The organism is Acinetobacter sp. ASP199, assembly GCF_022700675.1.
Lineage (GTDB): Bacteria > Pseudomonadota > Gammaproteobacteria > Pseudomonadales > Moraxellaceae > Acinetobacter.
The window spans coordinates 2,281,748-2,302,325 of record NZ_CP062182.1; the positions used below are offsets into that span (position 1 = coordinate 2,281,748).

The window sequence follows — 20,578 nt, forward strand, 5'->3', positions numbered from 1 at the left end:
ATTCTATGGAAAATTGAGATTTTAAGCAAGAGAGAATATGGTGGGCGCTGACGGGATCGAACCGCCGACATTCTGCTTGTAAGGCAGACGCTCTACCAACTGAGCTAAGCGCCCTGAAGAATAAAATAGAATTGCTATTTTATGATGCAAGAAAAAAATCTTGCTTGATGACATTTTTCACATCAGGAAATGAAAAATGGCGCAGCGGACGGGACTCGAACCCGCGACCCCCGGCGTGACAGGCCGGTATTCTAACCAACTGAACTACCGCTGCGTGTCGTATATCTATAAAAGATATGGTGGGCGCTGACGGGATCGAACCGCCGACATTCTGCTTGTAAGGCAGACGCTCTACCAACTGAGCTAAGCGCCCTTAAAGGGTCAAACTGTTTCGATTCTAAGGATGGCGCAGCGGACGGGACTCGAACCCGCGACCCTCGGCGTGACAGGCCGATATTCTAACCAACTGAACTACCGCTGCATCACAAAAAATCTGGTGGGCGCTGACGGGATCGAACCGCCGACATTCTGCTTGTAAGGCAGACGCTCTACCAACTGAGCTAAGCGCCCTCAAAAGGTCTATCATGTAAATGGCGCAGCGGACGGGACTCGAACCCGCGACCCCCGGCGTGACAGGCCGGTATTCTAACCAACTGAACTACCGCTGCACTTACACAATGTCGCTATTGTGGCAAACGATTCATCAAGAACTTAAAGTGGCGCAGCGGACGGGACTCGAACCCGCGACCCCCGGCGTGACAGGCCGGTATTCTAACCAACTGAACTACCGCTGCACTAAAAGATCTCAACTTAGAAAGAAGCTTGGTGGGCGCTGACGGGATCGAACCGCCGACATTCTGCTTGTAAGGCAGACGCTCTACCAACTGAGCTAAGCGCCCTTTCAAATCGACTTCATCGCTTGATGAGGTGCATTATAGAGAATCTTCACAGCGTGTCAAACGCTTTTCCGAATGTTTTCCACTTTTTAGGTTCGAGTGATTAAAAAATAGGTTGATCGCCAAAAAAAACAACACTTTTTGTTTATTTTTTAAGTCCATACCGAAATTTATTGAATCTCGAACTCAGATGTAGCGGTATTCATTGCTTGCTGGATCGTTCCTTTTATACACCCTACGGTCCAAAAGCGGCTATTTCGCCGAAATAGTATACAAAGCTTTATCTAAGGACACGTTGTGATCATGTAAAAATGTATTTTCAAATTATTTTTCATCAAGAATAAGGGGGATTTATGCAATATTTTTCGATTCAGGAGGAAATTCAGCTGATCTCAGAGACAAATGATATTTTTCATAATAGTCTAGAGCTGCCTAGTCACTGATAATTTAAATGTGAATAGTGAGATAAAATTCCTTTACCTCCCCTATCCTCTCTCACTCTCTTTTAGAGATTAAAGATAGCGGAGCCATAAGAACGTCAGAGAGGCTATTTTTCTAAAGGCTGTTCTGAGATATAAACCAAAGCCTGTTCATCCACCAGATTAAACAGCTCGATCAGGTCGCTATTGCGCATACGGATACAGCCATGTGACATCGGCATTCCCATCGGTTCAGTATCCGGCGTGCCATGAATATAGATATAACGGCGGTAAGTATCACAACCTTCACCACAGTTAAAGCCTTCTTCCAATCCACTCAGCCATAAAATCCGGGTCAGAATCCAGTCCCGATTGGGAAATTCTGCTGCCAGCGCTTCAGAATAAACCTCTCCTGTTGCCTGACGGGCAATGAATACGCTATTCAGTGGCGCATCAGCACCGATTTTTTCTGCAACTTTGTGCCAGCCTCGGGGAGTTTTGCCACTATTCTCCATTTCCCCGATGCCATTTTTACCGGTTGAAATTGAATAACTCTTGGCAAAGCGAGGTAAATAAAGTTTTTGTGCAGCCAGATCTATCTGAATATCGGCTTGTTCTATATTCCATTGCTGCATACATTTATTCCCTTTCAGACGGTATATGCTTTCCAGATATTGGCTTGGGTTCCGGGCGGCACCATAACCAGATTGCCACAATCAGCATGGTCAGATCAGTAAAGATTTTGACAGCCAGCGGTGCATTGGTAAATAACATGATAATCCCGCTCACCAGCATCATGATAGTGGCAAACCATTTCGCTTTACGTGGTACAGTCCGATTCGCACGCCAGTCGCGTAAAGTTGATCCGTATTTAGGGTGATTCAGTAGCCATTCATCCATCTGCGGCCAGCCTTTAGAGGCAGCCCATGCAGCCAGAATCAAGAAAACCGTTGTTGGCATGCCAGGCAAAACTGCACCTATAAAGCCCAATGTCACAAAAATGACCACCAGACTTCGCCAAAACAACACTTTCATACAGCAACCCTAACCACGGAATTGGGGTAGTATAAGGTGTTTTTGATGGTTATCCGTTGTATTTCTGCATATTTAGCTAGGACTCTTCATGCTTGTACCCTGCCTGACTCAGGATTTTATTGAACCTTGGCAACAGTATCAGCATCCACTGGTACGTCAGCTGGCATTCGCTATTGGCAGTCCGAATATCCTGTCTCAAGTTCCTGCAGAGCTTAAATTGGAGCACGCCTTTGACTTGCATCCAGATCAGATGTGGCAGCAGCATCTGGAAAATTATCATCCACGACTTTTAGAACTGGATCAAAATCCACAGGCTTTGCAGGACTTTATTGCACAACTGAAAAGCACCCGTCTTGGGCTGCGTTTTGAAATGCTGATCTGGTTCTGGCTGCTGGATGATGACTATCATCCTTACACCTTGCTTGGACATAGTATTCAAAAGATTGATGGACCCAGAACCTTGGGTGAACTCGATTTTCTGTTGCTCAATAAAATCACCGGAAAAATCGAACACTGGGAAATTGCTTTAAAATACTATCTGGCTGAAGCAGATTTTAGTTTGCCGCATTGGTATGGATTAAACCGAAGCGATACCTTGAATCGTAAGCTGAAGCATTTCACCCAAAAGCAGTTCCAGTTTCAGGATGCGCTGGATTACCCGATTGATCAGCGCTTCTGTGTATTGAAAGGTCAACTGTATTTACCGATTCACCATAGCGCTCCTATTCCCAATTGGGTAAATACCGGACGGCGTTTGGGTTGCTGGGGTTATCAGATTCCAGACCAGGAAAAATACTTTTATCGCCTGCAACGACATGAATGGATCTATCCGAACCTGCATATGAGTAGTGACTATCCACAGTGGTGGACCAATGGTTTATATAAATCGGCACTGAGCGAAGAATTTTATATGTTTCGGATCCCTACCTTGCTCTAACTGATTACTGGAAAATTTGATAAATATTACATTAATTTACTCAAGCACTATGAAAACCACATATTTTTTCTTTCGTATATTTTCTAATCTAAGTTCCACATCATAATAATTTTATTATTGATAATACGGAGATGATGATGAAAAAAATTTTAGCTACGACTTTAGTGATGGCATTTGTATTAACAGGCTGTAACACCTTTAAAGGTTTCGGTAAAGATGTATCTAAAGCTGGTGATGCAGTAACAGGTACAGCAGAAAAAACTTCTGAAGAAATCCGTCGCAATTAATTCGACTGCTTCAGTAAGAAAACCCTGTCATTGTCAGGGTTTTTTTATGCCTGAGATTCCCAAATTACTATTTCTTCGCCTATCATAATGCACACAATATTCTTGCTTTATGAATGAATCTCATATGACATCTTCCGCAACTCTCGATTTAAGCCTGCAACTGTTACGTCAGCCCTCCGTTACTCCAGTCGATCATGATTGCCAGAACATCATGGCAGAACGCCTGAAAAAGGTAGGCTTCAACATCGAAAACATGCGTTTTGAAGATGTCGACAATATCTGGGCACGTAAAGGTACTGAAGGCCCGGTATTCTGCTTCGCAGGTCATACTGACGTAGTACCAACCGGCAACCTGGATGCCTGGAATTCCGATCCATTCCTGCCAGAAATTCGTGATGGCAAGCTTTATGGTCGTGGTAGTGCGGACATGAAAACTGCCTTGGCAGCCATGGTCGTTGCTACTGAGCGCTTTGTAGAAAAATATCCAGATCATAAAGGTTCAATTGCTTACCTGATCACCTCTGATGAAGAAGGTCCATCAATCAATGGTACGGTAAAAGTTATTGAGGCTCTTGAAGCGCGTAATGAGAAAATTACCTGGTGTCTGGTAGGTGAACCCTCTAGTACCAGCAAACTTGGTGATATTGTTAAAAATGGCCGTCGTGGCTCACTAAATGCCAATCTGACGGTCAAAGGTAAACAAGGGCATGTGGCCTATCCGCATCTTGCAGTGAATCCGATTCATACCGCATCTAAAGCCATCGCTGAACTCTGTGAAACCGTTTGGGATAATGGCAATGAATACTTCCCGGCAACTTCTTTCCAGATTTCGAATATCAATGCAGGTACAGGTGCAACCAACGTTGTTCCAGGCACAATGAATTTGCTGTGCAACTGGCGTTATTCAACTGAAGTGACTGCTGAGGAATTAAAAGCACGTACCTTAGAAATCCTAGATCGTCATGGTGTGGAATATGACATTCAATGGACTTTATCTGGGCTGCCATTCCTGACACCAGTCGGTGAACTGGTGAATGCAGCTAAAGATGCGATTCGTGATGTCACGGGTACTGAAACCGAACTTTCAACTTCTGGTGGTACTTCAGATGGCCGTTTCATTGCCCCTACAGGTGCTCAAGTCCTTGAATTAGGCGTATTGAATGCGACGATCCACCAGATCAATGAGCATGTTGATATTGCAGATCTGGAACCACTGGCTGAAATTTACGAAAAAATCCTGATCAATCTGTTAGCAAACTAAACCAAACTAAAAAGACCCAAAATAAAAAGGAACTCCGTAGAGTTCCTTTTTATTTATATAGTTTAATGGCCGACCAAGGACTGAATATATGCCATCTGCGGAATATGGTACATCGCCTCGCCCATACGCACATACTGGAAAATTGTCGGATCTTTCACTTCGCGTTCATCATCGACAATTTCCGAAATGCGTAAACGGATGGTCTTTGGCATTTCGTTGCACATCAGGGCAAAACGCTGATTCGCCTCATCCCCTTCAATGACTAATGCCACCCCATTCTTACGATCTGGATCATTCACTGCATACACCGGGAGCTGTGCATCATGCCACTCTACGGTTTTTACCTGTGTAGCACTATCCAGTGCTGACAGAACGATGTTCTGCGGCAGCAACATCGGATCCTTGCCGTAACAGTCGATGATATACGCATCAATAAATCCCGTAGACACGGTAATGAGATGCTGTAGCTCCTGCTGGCTGATCTTGTCAGCCGACACTGCGTTCACATTAGTCTGACTATTCATTCATTACCCCTGTTGAGCAGCAATTAATTCTTGAACATTAGCAAGCAGCTCCGCTTCCTGGAACGGTTTACCCATATAGTGCGTTACGCCAAGACTGAAGGCACGTTCACGATGCTTCTCACCGGTACGTGATGTGATCATGATGATCGGCAAGTTGCGGTGGATATCATGGTGACGAACCAGGTTAGTCACTTCGAAACCATCCATGCGTGGCATTTCGATATCCAGCAACATCAGGTCTGGACGGACATTTTCCAGCTGTTCAATCGCATCGACACCATCTTTGGCAGTGACAATATCATAGCCCTGACGCTCTAACAGACGCGATGTCACCTTACGTACAGTTACCGAGTCATCCACAATCATCACCAGACGACGTGCATTACCACGACGCGACAGATCCTGCTGATCCGATAACTGTTTGATACGCTGAGTCGCCTGAACCTGACGGGCAATATTCTGACCGTCCAGAATCAGACAGACCTGACCATCACCAAGGATGGTTGCACCTGCAATCACACCGACATTGGCAAACTGCTGTCCAATTGGTTTTACTACGATTTGTGCACGCGAACCGACTAATTGATCCACCAGCAATGCAATACTTTGGCCACCATTTCCCTTGATGAGGAGTACTGGCAATGAATGCGCGACGTTGTTCAAACGTGGAATTGGCTGATTCGAAACGAACTCAGACAGATAACGCAACTTGTAGTTCACACCATCAATCTTGAAATAGTCATCTTTACTGTTGAAGTAAGTTTCCAGTGTTGCTGGTGCAATACGTACAATACGGTCAATCTGCGCCAAGGAAACCGCAAATTGCTGGTCACCCGCTTTCACCATCAAGGCATCACTGACTGCCACAGTGGTCGGCACACGAATAGTAAAGGTCGTGCCTTTGCCAAGTTCAGAACTTACCGAAACGTGACCGCCCAGCGTTTTGATTTCACTTTGTACCACATCCAGACCGACACCACGACCAGAAATCTGGGTGACTGCTTTAGCCGTACTAAAACCTGGATGGAAGATAAATTGAAGCAGTTCCTCCTGATCCATCTGCTGTTCCGCTTTGATCAGGTCCAGACTGATAGCCTTAGCACGAATATTCTCCGCATCAATCCCTTTACCGTCATCACTGAAGGAGATAATGACATCAGTACCCTGACGGCTAATATTGAGGACAATCGAACCTACTTCTGGCTTATTTAACGCAAGTCGTTCTGCAGTATCTTCCAGACCATGGTCAATCGCGTTACGCAGCATATGCTCAAATGGATTGACCAAGCGTTCCAGAATGGTACGGTCGAGTTCACCTTCGGTATTCTGAACAATCAGCTCTGCCGGACGGTTTAGCGTAGTCGAAGTCTGACGCACAATACGTTGTAAACGTGGCAACATACGGTCAAACGGTACCAGACGGGTACGCATCAGGCTTTCCTGAATTTCTGCCTGAATACGAGACTGTTGCAATAACAAACCTTCGGTATCACGGATTTTTTCCGCCAGTGTCGTCTTAAAGTCAACCAAGTCCGATGCGGATTCGGCAAGAGATTTAGACAACTGGTTTAAAGATGAATATTGATCCATCTCCAAGGGATCAAAGTCAGCATAACGTGAGTTTTCAGAGCCATGTTTGGCAATAATCTGGGATTCCAACTCGCCTTCCATACGGCGCAACTGATCAGCTAGACGTTTGATTGCCAGTTCCATCTCGTTCAGGGTATTGCCGAGCTGACCCAGATCCATCTCGATACGTGAACGGTTAATCGCATTTTCGCCTGACAGGTCAATCATTTTCTCAACCAGTTCGGCTGAGATACGGATCATCTCGTTACTGCTATCGCTTGAACTGTTCTCAGCCCACTCACCCAGCATATTCGGTGGTTCAGTACCATCACCCTGTACAAACTCGAAGCCAGTGCTAACTTCCAGACTTTCAGTTTTGGTCAGACGTTCAGGTAGCTGAGCCGTGACATCCACAAATTCAATCGCATCTAGGGCTACTTTGATTTGCTCAAAGCCGCTGTAGTCACGATCAAATATGGCTTGTGCCAGCCATTTCAGTGTCTTTTGCAACAGGCTGTCATAGGCATTGGAGTTAAAGTGATGAACTGCAAACTGTTCAAATGCGCTTTCCAGACCATATGCAATGCTTCCGATGCTTTCATTGCTGATCATGCGGGCACCACCCTTGATACTGTGGGCAGCACGCTGAAGTTGGAGCAATAAGCTACGGTCACTACGCTGGTCAAACCATTGGTTCAGTAATTTTTCTGCATTTTCCAGAATCTCTTGCGATTCTTCCAGGAAGGTTTCTTCAACAATCGATTGCAGATCATCTTCTTCAGAAAGCGCAGATTTTGCTGACTCAGCAGGTGTTTCATCCGCTTGATCTTCTTGATTTTGCTCATCTGATGCAGGAACAGATTCGGTTTCAAAGCTGTCTACCAGCTCAAGCTCTTGCGATTCCGCAACGATCTCAGCAGATTCTATGGCATCTTCAACAACGTCTTGTTCTACAGAAGCCGCTGCTTCTGCTACCGTTTCAACAGCAACCACCGGAGTTGCAGTAGCTGTGCCAGCAATAAGTGCCTGGATATTTTGCAGAATATGAATGGCTTCAGGTGCCGGATAGTCAATCTTGTCATCACGAATGCTTTGGATACGGTCTGATACGTTATCCTGTACCAACCGGATAATCTGGATCAATGCTGGGGTTACGCTAATCTGCTGACGGATCACGCGTTCATAAATACTTTCCAACTCATGCGCAATCGAACCAATATGAGTGGCAGCAATCATGTTTGCACCACCCTTCAGGGTATGCAGATAACGCATCAGATTGTTCAATGAATTGGTATTTTCAGGTTCTTTGGACCAGGTATTCAGGTCATCATCAATACCTACCAGCAACTCATCTGCTTCTTCCAGGAAGATATCCAGCAAGTCTTCATCGAAATCACGATTGGCATCATCAGCGTCCTGCTGCTGACGATCAGCTGCAATACGCTGGCTGAGTCCAGTAAAATCAACTGCTATAGATACATGTGAATCCACTAGCGCAGATACCGCAGTTTCAGCGACTTTGTCTGTAGCGAATACTTCGATGTCTTGCTGTATAAAGGCAGACAGATCTTCGAGGAGTTTTTCAACTTCGGCATTCAAAATCACGCGCTGTCCTGCAGCGAGTGTATCGAACAGGTGAATGAATTCCTGATGTGCCTGTGCAAACAGTTCAAAGGCATAATCGCTTTCAAGCAATACTGGTCTCGCCAGCAAAGCATCATAAGCTGCTTTTAACTGGGATGCGAATTCATGAATACCGATCGATGCACGATTATCAGTATGTGCCATCAGCTCTGCGGCCTGCTGGCTTAAAGCTTCAATATAGTCTGGATATTCTTCAAGTACCCGCTTATCAAACTCAAATTCGGCATCCAGTAACTGATCAATATTCAGTTCAACCAGACGTGTAACCATACCTTGAGATTGATCAGCATCCTGCTCCTCAGTCGCAGTAAAACCATAGGCATCCCAGGCATCTTTAAAAGTGGTAGTAATCCCTACCAGCTTTTCAGCCTTACCTTGTTTCAATAGATGTAAATAATCACCGATAAATTCTGAATATTGCTGTAAAAGTGCTGTTTCTCTTGAAGTTGAAGCAATTTCATCCTGAACCAGAGTTTTAAATAAATTCTCTACTTTGACACTGGCATCACAAATATCATCAATCTGAGCCATAGATGAGCTGCCACGTAAAGTATGCAGCGCACGAATCAGGCCATTATAGTCTTGCTTGGCACTATTTTCGTGTTTCAGGAAATTATAGATCGTCGCAAGATGTTCTTCGGCTTCTTCAACAAAGATTGCCACTGTTTCTTCAAGATCGGTACGTTCTTCAACTACATTGACTTGTTCTGTGGTAGCAGTTTCTGCAATTGATGAGTCTTCTGCTGCAATATCAGCAAATTCTAGACCTGTTAGCTGATCTTCAGCAGTCAGATTGTCTGCAAGTTGCAATAATTCTTCAAGTGCTGGTTCTGGACTCAATTGCTGTTGTAATTGTTGTCCTAAAAGTACCACAGGACGTAAATCAACGGTCAATGGCTGTACCTGCTTAAAGCATGGATACAATACATATTGATAAATATTTAGAGTTGCCTGCGCGAACTTCTGAATGACTGGCGTTAATTTGATTGAACCGGAAAGTACACGGTTTAAAGTATCCTCAACCGCCCAGGCGATTTCACCAGCCTGCTTCGCACCGACCATACGCCCCGAACCTTTCAGGGTATGAAAATGACGGCGAATAGTAGTTAATGTTTCTTGATGATCCGGTGTGACAAACCACTGTGGCAATAAAGCATTCAACTCGACAAAGATTTCTTCAATCTCTTCGACAAATATCTCTAAAATTTCAGCATCTTGATCAAGATAACTATCTTCAGGAAGCGCTGTCGTTTCAACTAGATCTTTTAATATTTCTTTCATAGCTAAGGCTTCTTACGTTCTGCCGCCAAGAAGGGCGCTCAAACTTAATTGTGACCGTCGCGCGAGACCTAACGTTTGAAGTTAAGTACATCTTGTCGAGGCTTTATCTGTATGTGGAGGTGTCTTAACCGGGATTAAGACACACTCCTTCCCTCAAATTTGTCTGACTTATTCTGGAAGTTTAAAGTCAGATACAGATTCACGTAATGCATCGGCCATGTTGGCAAGTTCAGATACCGAACGTGCCGTATCGAAGGTTGCAGTCGTTGTTTGTGAAGTAATTTCCTGTACAACATTCATCGTCGTTGCAATATGACCAGCAGATGCAGCCTGAAGTTTTGCTGCATCGGAAATGTTCGCAATCAGTTTTGCAAGATTATTTGATACTGTTTGAATCTCATCTAGTGCCACACCGGCATCTTTAGACAGGTTCGCACCACGTACAACCTCGGCAGTCGTTTGTTCCATCGAAATTACAGCTTCGTTGGTATCCGTTTGAATGGTTTTTACCAAGCCTTCAATCTGCTTGGTCGCAGATGCAGAACGTTCTGCCAGACGCTGTACTTCATCGGCAACCACGGCAAAACCACGACCTGCTTCACCTGCCATCGACGCCTGAATTGCAGCGTTTAATGCCAGGATGTTCGTTTGGTCGGCAATATCGTTAATCAGTGCGACAATGTTACCAATCTCTTGTGAAGACTCACCCAGACGTTTAATACGTTTAGATGTTTCCTGGATCTGTTCACGAATCGTATCCATACCCTCAATAGAACGGTGTACAACGTCTGCACCATTTGCGGCGATCTGTACTGAACGTTCCGCAACGACAGCAGATTCTTCAGCGTTGGCAGATACCTGGTCAATAGACAGGGCCATTTCGTTAATTGCTGCAGATGCCCCGGCAATCTCTTGTGCCTGATGTTCAGATGCTTCTGCTAACTGGTTGGTAATGCTCTGAGTTGTTGCAGTATATTGTGCAACTTCCTGAGAAGTTTCTGTAATACGCGATACCAGGTCACGTAATTGATCGATCGCGAAGTTAATCGAGTCAGCAATCGCACCTGTAAAGTCTTCAGATACCGTTGCATATGAACGTAAGTCACCATCTGCAAGGTCGGCAATTTCGTCAAGTAAACGAAGAATCGCATTCTGGTTACGGTCATATTCTTCTTGCAAGCGAGATACACGCTGTTTATCTGCAACACCACGCAAGCCAAGCAATTTAAATACACAGAACAAGAAACCTGTTAGCAAGAGAAGTAAAAGGATCGCAGGAATTGCAGTTTTAATCCCTGTATTCCCTGAAAGCTTGTTCAAGTTTTCAAGTAGTTGGTCAGATTGAGAGAAAATTGAAGCAGATGCTTGACGTACTTTTACAATTTGTGCTGAGTTTTGCAAGATTGTTGCTGATGCAGCGAGTAGTACCTCTTCATACTCGGCTTTAATGCCTTCTAAAGATTCGCGTAAATCTGGTGCGTCAATACGTTGTACACCCAGTTGTGCTGAACCGTTGAGCTGGGCATTCAGATAAGAACCGAAAGTTTCAGTATCGGCACTAAAGTCATCCGCTGATTCACGAGAACCATCTGTACCGGTCAATACCAAGCTGATCGAACGTAAGATACGTTCCGCAATGAACACCTGGTTTTTCGCAATCACCACCTGGTTAGATGGCATATCTTGACGTGCCATCTGGTCAACCATGAGGTTATATTCTGCCTGAATGCCTGGAATCGCTTCACCAATCGCAATGTTAGTATCGTAAAGCTGGTTAATGATTTTTTGTTGTGAAGAAATCAAGTCAATACTTGAAGATACTTCTGTCCATTGCTTGTCTACAGCTTGCAAGGCTTCATTATTCGAATGGATGCTTTTTACTGTTTCTAGGTTTTCAGCAAATGACTTCTGTGATTCGGTCAAGCTTTTCATCGCTTCAGGTGTGCCTGATGCTGTCGCTTCGGTCGCTTGACGTGAAATAGTTTGCGAAAGTAGACGTAATTCACCCAAACTTTGTGTAAGTTCGTTGGCACGAGGAACGCTATAGAAAAGGTATAACAACGTGATAGTGGCAGCAAAGAGACAGCCAACTGCTCCGTAAATGAGTGGCTTAGACTTTTCACTATCACCAAATACACGTGATAACTGATCTGCTTGTGATTGAATCTTGGCAAAAAAAGCATTACCACCGGTGCGGCTGCTACTTTCGCCTGTTTTTTTCTTCTTAAGCTTAAAGCCCATAAAGCTTCTCCCCGAATTTACGCCCTTTTTACTTTCGTGCGACAATTAATTTATAAATTTTATAGATGCATTCATGTATTTTGGATTTTGCAACAAACGACTGAATAAGAAGACATGCCACTGCTGATTATGCTGGTGGAAATACCCCTGACAATATTCCTGTAAATCTTTGTCTAATTCAGTTGTTTTAGAAAAGAAACTTTTCTTGTTAAAGTGTTGAATCCCCAAAACCTGATCTACAACCAGGCCGACATACTGATCATTATGGTTAATGCATAATACTTTTTGAGTAGGTGAATACTGGCTTCTGTGTCCGGACATGTATTGAGCCAGATCTGAGACTGAAAGCAGCCTGCCCCGAATATTGGCCAGTCCCACCACCCACGGCTGAGTGTTCGGGACAGGTGTATATTTTGGCGGATAAATAACTTCCGATACTTCCCCAAGCGGTGCAACAAAATATTGCCCCATCATTTCAAAAGCAATGCCTGACCATCGGTTGACTTCTTTCTCACTGGAAACGTAGTTTTTATTACCTCGTTTCGCAATCCGAAGCAGTTCGATAAATCCATTCGCTGCCATAGCGCTTATCCTGCATTGAGGTGTTGCTTAATCACATCAATTAACTGATTTTCATCTACAGGCTTGGTCAGATAATCTACTGCACCCTGACGCTTACCCCATACACGGTCAGTTGCCTGATCCTTGGTACTTACAATGACAATTGGAATATGTTTTGTTGTAGCCCCACGAGCGATCTGACGTGTCGCCTGAAAACCGTTTACCCCTGGCATCACGACATCCATTAACACCAGATCAGGCAATTCTGCCTGCGCCATGGTCACTCCATCCGCCCCATTTGCTGCTTCAATTACCTCAAAGCCATGCTTGGATAGAATTTCGCGGAAACGAAAAGTTTCTGTCGGTGAATCATCTACGATTAGAATACGTGGCATGCCTATTTCCCCAAGAAAAATCAAATAAATTAAGCACTGATATGGTTGCGGATTGCGGTAAGCAACTCATCTTTGCTAAATGGCTTGGTGAGATATTCATCTGAACCTACCACACGGCCTTTGGCCTGGTCGAACAAACCATCTTTACTCGATAGCATAATAACAGGAATGTTCTGATAACTTTGCGAGTTTTTAATTAAGGCACAAGTCTGATAACCATCGAGACGAGGCATCATGATGTCCACAAAAACGATGTCGGGATTCGCTTCTGCAATTTTTGATAATGCTTCAAAACCGTCTACCGCAGTAATGACTTCACAACCTTCACGCTGAAGAAGAGTTTCCGCTGTACGACGAATGGTTTTTGAATCATCAATGACCATCACTTTTAGATTTTGGAATTTATCGTCCATTTCTTAACCCTTCCCATTTAAAAACCATAAGCGACCACAGGCTTATAGTGGAATATTATATAAGTGCCGATTATTTTTAACATACCTGTCCAGAGATTATCAACGAGCATTTTCTAAACAAGTAGTCAAAAAACTATAATTTCAATAACGACTTCACACTTTCCCTGTTTCAATGATTTTTTTTTGAGTGGTAATAGTTTTTTATTGTCAGAATTAGGAATAATATAGCAATATAATTACTTTTAAATAAGTAATTTAGTCAACTTTAAAATAACTTTATTAGTAAACTTTTATTTGCGGAGCCGATCATGCGTCAGCTTGGGGAAAAACCTGATTATATGGGTCAGAAAAAATCCATAATCGGGAAGACTGCAGTTTTAGTGGCACTCGTGCTGCAAACCCTGTTGACTATTAGCAATGCGTCCGTAACAAATGCAGCGATCCAAAAGGCAAAATGGTATCGTTATTATGATCATAAAGGTGTAGCCAATATTAGCAGCAACGTGACCCCTAACCATATTCGTTATGGCTATGAAGCTCTTGATCAGAATATGCAGGTGATTCAGCGCGCCAAGCCTTATAATGTTGAAACTGATATTCGTCAGGCACCTCAACGCGCAGCACATGCCAGACAGCAGGCAGAAGACCAGAAGTTAAAACGCGCCTATAATAATAGCCAGGTCGCATTACAAAAAAAGAATGAAGTACTCTCTCAGTTAAAAAAGCAAATGGCTTTTCAACAAGAGCAACTGAAGCAGTTACAAAAGGATCGGATTATGTTCGTGCGTCAGGAGCGTGAATTCCTGCGTAAGGGTAAAAATGTACCTGAGCACCTCAAAAACACCTTACTTACCAATGAAAAAAACCTGACTGCACAAAAAGAAAATATTCAATCTTTACAAAGTCGCTATCGAAATAAGGAAGCAGAATACGACAGAATTATCCAGCGTTTAAAAGCGCTTGAATAATCTTGTATTACTGATGCTGCTTCTGTGGTCAGCGCTACAAAAAGGACTCCTATGCACCCTGCACAGCATACTTATTTTTTGAAAAATAATACCCATCGTTCTACTTTTGCCATGAGCCTGCTCTGTATAAGCCTGCTCTTAAGCGCATGCAATAAACAGGAAACTGCTGATCCAGCGCCACCACAAAATCAAAACACTGTAGAACTGATTGCTCAAGACCTGATTGCAGTGAAGACAGGCACTGCTGTACAGAAAACTGCATTTACCGGCACCATCCGTGCGGTAAATCAAAGCAGCATTCAAGCCCAGGTGACCGCTACAGCGACCAGTGTCAATGCCCAAGTCGGGCAACGAGTTCAGAAAGGTCAGGTTCTGGTTCGCCTGAATAATCAGGACAATGCGGCACGTCTTGCACAGGCTCAGGCCAATCGTGCTTCCGCTCAAGCACAGGCGAATCAGGCACGCCTAATGATGGAACGTAAGCAGCGTCTACTCAATCAGGGTTTTATTTCTAAAGCCGAATATGAACAAAGCCGTGTCGACTATCAAACACAACTAGAAAATGTTCGCGCACAACAGGCCAATGTCGATATCGCACAAAAGGCAGATCGCGATGGCATCATTACTAGCCCGATTAGTGGGGTAATTACCCAACGTCAGGTTGAGCCGGGTCAGACTGTCGCTCCAGGCCAAACCATTTTTGAAATTGTCGATCCAGATCAACTGGAGATTCAGGCTAAAGTACCGAGCGATATGCAGACTGACCTGAAAACTGGCAGTAAAATTGAATACCGTATTCAGGGCAATCCAAACCTGCTGACTGCCAATATCAGCCGGATCTCGCCTATTGCAGATCAAGCCAGTCGTCAGATTGAATTCTTTGCTCGTCCAAATGAAACCATTACCTCTTCAAGTATTGGTTCCTTTGTGGATGGCGAAATTCTCAGTGCGCGCCAGATTTCTGGACAGCTGATTCCTTTGGATACGATCCAGGATATACAGAACAAGCCTTATGTTTGGGTTGTTCGCCAGAATAAAATTATCAAAGTAAATATCGAAGTACTGGAACAACGTTATAACGATAATCTTGCCGTCGTTCGCGGACTTGAAAGTAGCGATCGGATCAGCCGGATCAACTTTACGGATACCGATATAAATAAAACCGTCACCCTTAGCCAAAACTAAAATCATAAAAGGATTATCAAGATGTGGTTGACGCGTATTAGTGTGAAGTTTCCTGTATTTACCATCATGATGATGTTCTGCCTGATGGTACTAGGTCTTGCTTCCTGGCAACGTATGGGTGTGGAAGAGTTTCCTGATGTCGATTTTCCCTTTGTCGTGATCTACACCAACTATCCGGGTGCTTCTCCTGAAACGGTTGAATCCGAGATCACCAAAAAGCTGGAAGATCAGATCAATACCATTTCTGGCCTTAAACAGGTGATTTCACAATCCAGTGAAGGCCTGTCAATGATTACTGCAGAATTTAATCTGGATATTCCGTCAACCACTGCTGCACAGGATGTACGAGATAAAATTGCGTCTGTTACTGCTAATTTTCGTGATGAAATTCAGGAACCCGTGGTTGAGCGTTATGACCCGTCTGCCAATGCCATCATGTCGATCGTATTTGAATCTGACAAGATGGATCTCAAATCATTAAGCTCTTATCTGGATCAACGCATTGTACCGCAGCTACGGACTGTTGCTGGTGTGGGTACCGTCAATCTTCTCGGTGATGCCCAGCGTCAGATCCGTATTCAGATTGAACCACAAAAATTACAAGCCTTTGGCATTGGGGTAGACAGTGTCATCAATACACTGAAATCTGAAAATGTCGAAGTTCCAGGCGGCACACTGAAATCTGGCAACTCCGAGCTGGTGATTGAAATCAATTCCAAAGTGCTGCATCCACAAGCCTTTGGGGATCTGGTCATTGCCAATAAAAATGGCGCACCTATTTTTCTGAAACAGGTTGCTACAATTGAGGACAGTCAGGCCGAACTGGAAACAGGGGCTTTCCTGGATGGCAAGGCAGCAGTGGCTGTCGACATTCTGCGTAGTTCTGACTCTAATGTCATTGAAGTTGTCGATGAAACGTATAAAACTTTAGAAAGCATTAAAGTCCAACTCCCGCAAGGTACGACCTTGCAAGTCGTGGTTGATTCTTCCAAGAGCATTCGTGGGACTATTGGCGATGTGGCACGGACCATCATTGAAGGTGCTGTGCTTGCAGTACTGATCGTATTGTTATTTTTAGGTTCTTTCCGTTCTACCGTCATTACTGGCCTCACCTTACCGATTGCTCTGCTTGGTACCTTAACCTTTATCTGGGCATTTGGTTTCACCATCAACATGATGACGCTGCTGGCACTTTCGCTCAGTATTGGTCTGTTGATTGATGATGCCATCGTGGTTCGGGAAAATATTGTGCGGCATAGTGCGATGGGCAAAGACCATGTCACTGCAGCTCTGGATGGCACCAAAGAAATTGGTCTGGCTGTTCTCGCCACTACACTGACCATTGTCGCGGTATTCTTACCCGTTGCTTTTATGGGCGGTATTATTGGCCGTTTCTTCTTCCAATTTGGCGTTGCAGTGAGTACCGCTGTGCTGATTTCCATGTTTGTCAGCTTTACCTTAGATCCAATGCTGTCTGCGCATTGGGCAGAGCGTAAAAAGGACCCAAATAAAAAACCCAATGCAGTAAAACGCTTTTTTACCTGGATTTCCAATAAGCTCGATGGCTTAAGCGATGTCTACGAGAAATTACTCAAACTGGCACTGCGTTTTCGATTGATCACGATTCTGATTGCGGTTGCCTCTCTATTTGGCGCTCTTGGACTTTCCAAATTGATTGGCACCGAGTTTGTACCCGTGCCAGACAAAGGTGAGATCCGGATTAAATTTGAAACTCCTGTTGATTCATCCCTAGAGTATTCTCAGGCCAAACTGCAGCAGGTTGATCAGATCATCCGTAAACATCCGGATGTACGTGCGACTTATGGCGTCATCAATGGTGTTACTGATCGGGGTAAAAACCATGTCAGTCTGCGCGTCACCGTGACACCACGGACTGAACGTGAAAAAACCCTGAACGATCTTAACAATGAATTCCGTGAGCGCTTGCAGTCTGTAGGTGGGATTACCATTACTTCAGTTGCCTCTGCAGATGAAACTGTTTCTGGTGGGCAAAAGCCAATCATGATCTCTATTAAGGGACCAGATCTGGATGAATTACAAAAGATTTCTGACCGCTTTATGGCAGAGATTGGCAAAGTAGAGGGCGTGGTCGATCTGGAGAGTTCATTAAAAGAACCGAAGCCTACCCTGGCCGTGCAGGTCAATCGAGTACTGGCAAGTGATCTTGGTCTTTCAGTCAATCAGATTGCCAATGTCATCCGTCCACTGATTGCTGGCGATAATGTCACATCCTGGCAAGATGAAAAAGGTGAAAGCTATGACGTTAATCTGCGTCTGACTGAAGATAAACGCACGCTACCAAGTGACTTACAGAATATGTATCTGACTTCAAACAAGACCGATGCCAATGGGCAACCCATCATGATTCCTCTCTCAAGTGTGGCGAAATTTGAGGAAAAACTTGGAGCATCCCAGATTAACCGTCGTGATCTGGCACGTGAAGTACTAGTAGAAGCCAATACAGCGGGCCGTCCTGCGGGTGATATCGGTACAGACATTAGCAAAGTACAAGCTGATTTTGACCTGCCACCGGGCTATAGCTTTGATACCCAAGGTGCAAATGCGGATATGGCCGAATCTGCAGGTTATGCCCTGACTGCGATTACCTTGTCGATTGTATTTATTTATATCGTACTAGGTTCGCAGTTCAACAGTTTTATTCACCCTGCGGCGATTATGGCTTCATTACCCTTATCGCTCATTGGGGTGTTCTTAGCATTATTCTTGTTTAATTCGACCATGAACCTGTTCTCGATCATCGGGATCATCATGTTGATGGGTCTAGTAACCAAAAATGCAATTCTGCTGATTGACTTCATCAAGAAAGCCATGGACCGTGGCGAAGATCGTTACGAAGCCATTATTGCTTCCGGGAAAACCCGTTTACGTCCAATCCTGATGACGACGAGTGCCATGGTGATGGGTATGGTTCCGCTGGCGCTTGGACTCGGTGAAGGCGGTGAACAAAGTGCACCCATGGCACATGCCGTGATTGGTGGGGTGATCACCTCTACCCTGCTCACCTTAGTCGTTGTTCCGGTCATCTTTACTTATCTGGATGACTTTAAGAATTTTATGCTGCGCCACGCGCGTAAAATCATGTCATAATTTATTGCATGACAATGAGGTGACATTCTGAAATGTTCACCTCATTTTTTATTGTATAATCTCTGCTTTAACGCTTAATTTTTTAGGACAGTTTCCATGCGCGCGAGTCGCTTTTTATTTGCAACGTTGAGAGAAACCCCGAACGATGCTGAAGTTATCTCACATCAGCTCATGCTTCGTGCCGGTATGATTCGTAAGTTGGCTTCAGGTTTATACACCTGGCTGCCGATGGGCGTGCGCGTATTAAATAAAGTTGAAGCGATCGTTCGCGAAGAAATGGATCGTGCTGGTTCATTGCAGGTGTTAATGCCTGTAACTCAGCCTGCTTCACTCTGGGAAGAATCTGGCCGTTATGTTCAATATGGTCCTGAACTGCTTCGTTTCAAAGACCGTCATACGAATGATTTCGTGCTTGGTCCTACACACGAAGAAGTTATTACTGATCTTGCGCGTAATGAATTAAAAAGCTACAAGCAATTGCCTGCAAATTTCTATCAAGTACAGACTAAATTCCGTGACGAAATTCGCCCACGTTTTGGCGTAATGCGTTCACGTGAATTCATCATGAAAGATGCATATTCTTTCCATGCGGATCAAGAATCACTGCAAGAAACCTACGACAAGATGTATGACGCGTACTGCAAAATCTTTACCCGTTTAGGTTTAAATTTCCGTCCAGTACAGGCTGATACCGGTTCAATCGGTGGTTCAGGTTCTCACGAATTCCACGTTTTGGCTTCAAGCGGTGAAGACGATATCGCATTCTCGACTGAATCAGATTACGCAGCCAACATCGAAATGGCTGAAGCAGTTCTGGTTGGCGAACGCACTGCACCTGCTCAAGAATTAAAAGTTGTTGATACCCCAAATCAAAAAACGATTGCTGATGTATCTCACTTCCTAGGTACTGACCCTGCACATTCAGTGAAAGCTCTCCTTGTTCAAGGCGTCGCAAAAGAAGCTGGTCAACCTGCTCCAGTCGTTGCTTTGTTCCTTCGCGGTGACCATGAACTGAATGAAATTAAAGCTGAAAAGCATCCACAAATTGCTGCTCCTTTAGCATTTGCGACTGAAGCTCAACTTGCTGAACTTGGTTTAACTGCTGGTTTTGTAGGTCCACAAGGTCTGGTAGAAAAAGGGATTACGGTCATTGTTGACCGTGCTGCTTCTGTACTTTCTGACTTCGTTGCAGGCGCAAATGAAGCTGACAAGCATGCGACTGGCGTAAACTGGGACCGTGATGCGAAGTTTACTGAAGTTTATGACCTACGTAACGTGGTTGAAGGTGACCCTTCTCCAGATGGTAAAGGTACACTTCAAATCAAACGCGGTATTGAAGTGGGTCATATTTTCCAGTTAGGCAAAAAATACTCAGAAGCGCTCGGCTGTAAAGTTCTTGGTGAAGATGGTAAGCCATTCACTGTAACCATGGGTTGTTACGGTATCGGTGTAACACGTGTGGTTGCTTCTGCAATTGAGCAGAACTATGATGAAAAAGGTATCATCTGGCCATCTGCGATTGCACCTTTTGAAGTGGCAATTGTGCCAATGAATGCACATAAATCACCACGTACTCTAGAAGCTGCTGAAGCGTTATATGCAGAATTACAAGCCGCTGGTTATGATGTTTTACTTGATGACCGTAACGAACGTCCAGGTGTAAAATTCTCTGATCTTGAACTTACTGGTATTCCGCACCGTATTGTGATTGGTGAAAAAGGTCTGGATGCAGGCACTTTTGAATACAAAGGTCGCCGTGATGCAGAATCAGTTAATCTTTCTAAAGAAGAATTATTGGCTAAAATTACTAAATAATCTCTTTTAAATAAAAAA

General features: G+C 44.3%; 15 protein-coding genes and 8 tRNA genes. 7 read left to right on the forward strand and 16 right to left on the reverse strand.

Annotated elements, in window-relative coordinates; translation table 11 throughout:
* Nucleotides 1-38 precede the first annotated feature (38 nt).
* From IHE35_RS10865 to IHE35_RS10910, 10 genes are all read right to left on the reverse strand, one after another.
* A tRNA-Val gene (locus IHE35_RS10865) sits at nucleotides 39-114 on the reverse strand.
* A gap of 83 nt (nucleotides 115-197) precedes the next feature.
* Nucleotides 198-274: transfer RNA gene (locus IHE35_RS10870), tRNA-Asp, on the reverse strand.
* 23 nt (nucleotides 275-297) lie between these two features.
* Nucleotides 298-373 (reverse strand) — tRNA-Val (locus IHE35_RS10875).
* 31 nt (nucleotides 374-404) lie between these two features.
* A tRNA-Asp gene (locus IHE35_RS10880) sits at nucleotides 405-481 on the reverse strand.
* A 13-nt stretch (nucleotides 482-494) separates the two neighbouring features.
* Nucleotides 495-570 (reverse strand) — tRNA-Val (locus IHE35_RS10885).
* Between the two features lie 21 nt (nucleotides 571-591).
* Nucleotides 592-668: transfer RNA gene (locus IHE35_RS10890), tRNA-Asp, on the reverse strand.
* Between the two features lie 49 nt (nucleotides 669-717).
* A tRNA-Asp gene (locus IHE35_RS10895) sits at nucleotides 718-794 on the reverse strand.
* 29 nt (nucleotides 795-823) lie between these two features.
* Nucleotides 824-899, reverse strand: a tRNA-Val gene (locus IHE35_RS10900).
* Nucleotides 900-1,443: 544 nt separating this feature from the next.
* Complete coding sequence (gene elsL / locus IHE35_RS10905; RefSeq protein WP_242787410.1) at nucleotides 1,444-1,950, reverse strand: cell wall-recycling L,D-carboxypeptidase ElsL; 507 nt, start codon at nucleotides 1,948-1,950, stop codon at nucleotides 1,444-1,446.
* A gap of 4 nt (nucleotides 1,951-1,954) precedes the next feature.
* A complete protein-coding gene (locus tag IHE35_RS10910; protein WP_242787413.1) occupies nucleotides 1,955-2,350 on the reverse strand; it encodes a YbaN family protein in 396 nt (131 codons plus the stop codon).
* A gap of 88 nt (nucleotides 2,351-2,438) precedes the next feature.
* Here IHE35_RS10910 and IHE35_RS10915 point away from each other — a divergent pair, with 88 nt between their 5' ends.
* The 3 genes from IHE35_RS10915 to dapE all read left to right on the forward strand — a co-directional run bounded on the left by IHE35_RS10915 (nucleotide 2,439) and on the right by dapE (nucleotide 4,835).
* Complete coding sequence (locus tag IHE35_RS10915; protein ID WP_242787415.1) at nucleotides 2,439-3,287, forward strand: DUF1853 family protein; 849 nt, start codon at nucleotides 2,439-2,441, stop codon at nucleotides 3,285-3,287.
* Between the two features lie 137 nt (nucleotides 3,288-3,424).
* The gene (locus IHE35_RS10920) at nucleotides 3,425-3,574 is read left to right on the forward strand and encodes an entericidin A/B family lipoprotein (RefSeq protein ID WP_004891790.1); all 150 of its coding nucleotides are present in this window, start codon (nucleotides 3,425-3,427) and stop codon (nucleotides 3,572-3,574) included.
* Between the two features lie 124 nt (nucleotides 3,575-3,698).
* Nucleotides 3,699-4,835, forward strand: coding sequence for a succinyl-diaminopimelate desuccinylase (gene dapE, locus IHE35_RS10925; protein ID WP_242787417.1), 1,137 nt, complete (start codon nucleotides 3,699-3,701; stop codon nucleotides 4,833-4,835).
* Nucleotides 4,836-4,897: 62 nt separating this feature from the next.
* Here dapE and IHE35_RS10930 read toward each other — a convergent pair whose 3' ends face one another.
* From IHE35_RS10930 to pilG, 6 genes are all read right to left on the reverse strand, one after another.
* Nucleotides 4,898-5,359, reverse strand: coding sequence for a hypothetical protein (locus tag IHE35_RS10930; RefSeq protein ID WP_242787419.1), 462 nt, complete (start codon nucleotides 5,357-5,359; stop codon nucleotides 4,898-4,900).
* A gap of 3 nt (nucleotides 5,360-5,362) precedes the next feature.
* Nucleotides 5,363-9,853: an Hpt domain-containing protein gene (locus IHE35_RS10935; protein ID WP_242787421.1), complete on the reverse strand. Its 4,491-nt coding sequence runs from the start codon at nucleotides 9,851-9,853 to the stop codon at nucleotides 5,363-5,365.
* Nucleotides 9,854-10,021: 168 nt separating this feature from the next.
* Nucleotides 10,022-12,094 (reverse strand): methyl-accepting chemotaxis protein, encoded by a 2,073-nt coding sequence (locus IHE35_RS10940; protein WP_242787423.1) that lies wholly within the window; start codon nucleotides 12,092-12,094, stop codon nucleotides 10,022-10,024.
* Nucleotides 12,095-12,139: 45 nt separating this feature from the next.
* A complete protein-coding gene (locus IHE35_RS10945) occupies nucleotides 12,140-12,676 on the reverse strand; it encodes a chemotaxis protein CheW (protein ID WP_242787425.1) in 537 nt (178 codons plus the stop codon).
* A gap of 5 nt (nucleotides 12,677-12,681) precedes the next feature.
* On the reverse strand, nucleotides 12,682-13,050 hold the full coding sequence (locus IHE35_RS10950) for a response regulator (protein ID WP_242787427.1): 369 nt from the start codon (nucleotides 13,048-13,050) through the stop codon (nucleotides 12,682-12,684).
* A 29-nt stretch (nucleotides 13,051-13,079) separates the two neighbouring features.
* Entirely contained in the window at nucleotides 13,080-13,463 is a 384-nt protein-coding gene (pilG, locus tag IHE35_RS10955) for a twitching motility response regulator PilG (RefSeq protein ID WP_004814763.1), read from the reverse strand.
* A 308-nt stretch (nucleotides 13,464-13,771) separates the two neighbouring features.
* Here pilG and IHE35_RS10960 point away from each other — a divergent pair, with 308 nt between their 5' ends.
* The 4 genes from IHE35_RS10960 to IHE35_RS10975 all read left to right on the forward strand — a co-directional run bounded on the left by IHE35_RS10960 (nucleotide 13,772) and on the right by IHE35_RS10975 (nucleotide 20,560).
* Nucleotides 13,772-14,431: a hypothetical protein gene (locus tag IHE35_RS10960; protein WP_242787430.1), complete on the forward strand. Its 660-nt coding sequence runs from the start codon at nucleotides 13,772-13,774 to the stop codon at nucleotides 14,429-14,431.
* Nucleotides 14,432-14,482: 51 nt separating this feature from the next.
* Nucleotides 14,483-15,616, forward strand: coding sequence for an efflux RND transporter periplasmic adaptor subunit (locus IHE35_RS10965; protein ID WP_242787432.1), 1,134 nt, complete (start codon nucleotides 14,483-14,485; stop codon nucleotides 15,614-15,616).
* Between the two features lie 21 nt (nucleotides 15,617-15,637).
* Nucleotides 15,638-18,745 (forward strand): efflux RND transporter permease subunit, encoded by a 3,108-nt coding sequence (locus tag IHE35_RS10970; protein WP_242787435.1) that lies wholly within the window; start codon nucleotides 15,638-15,640, stop codon nucleotides 18,743-18,745.
* Nucleotides 18,746-18,841: 96 nt separating this feature from the next.
* Nucleotides 18,842-20,560, forward strand: a complete 1,719-nt coding sequence (locus IHE35_RS10975; protein ID WP_242787437.1) for a proline--tRNA ligase — start codon at nucleotides 18,842-18,844, stop codon at nucleotides 20,558-20,560.
* Nucleotides 20,561-20,578 lie beyond the last annotated feature (18 nt).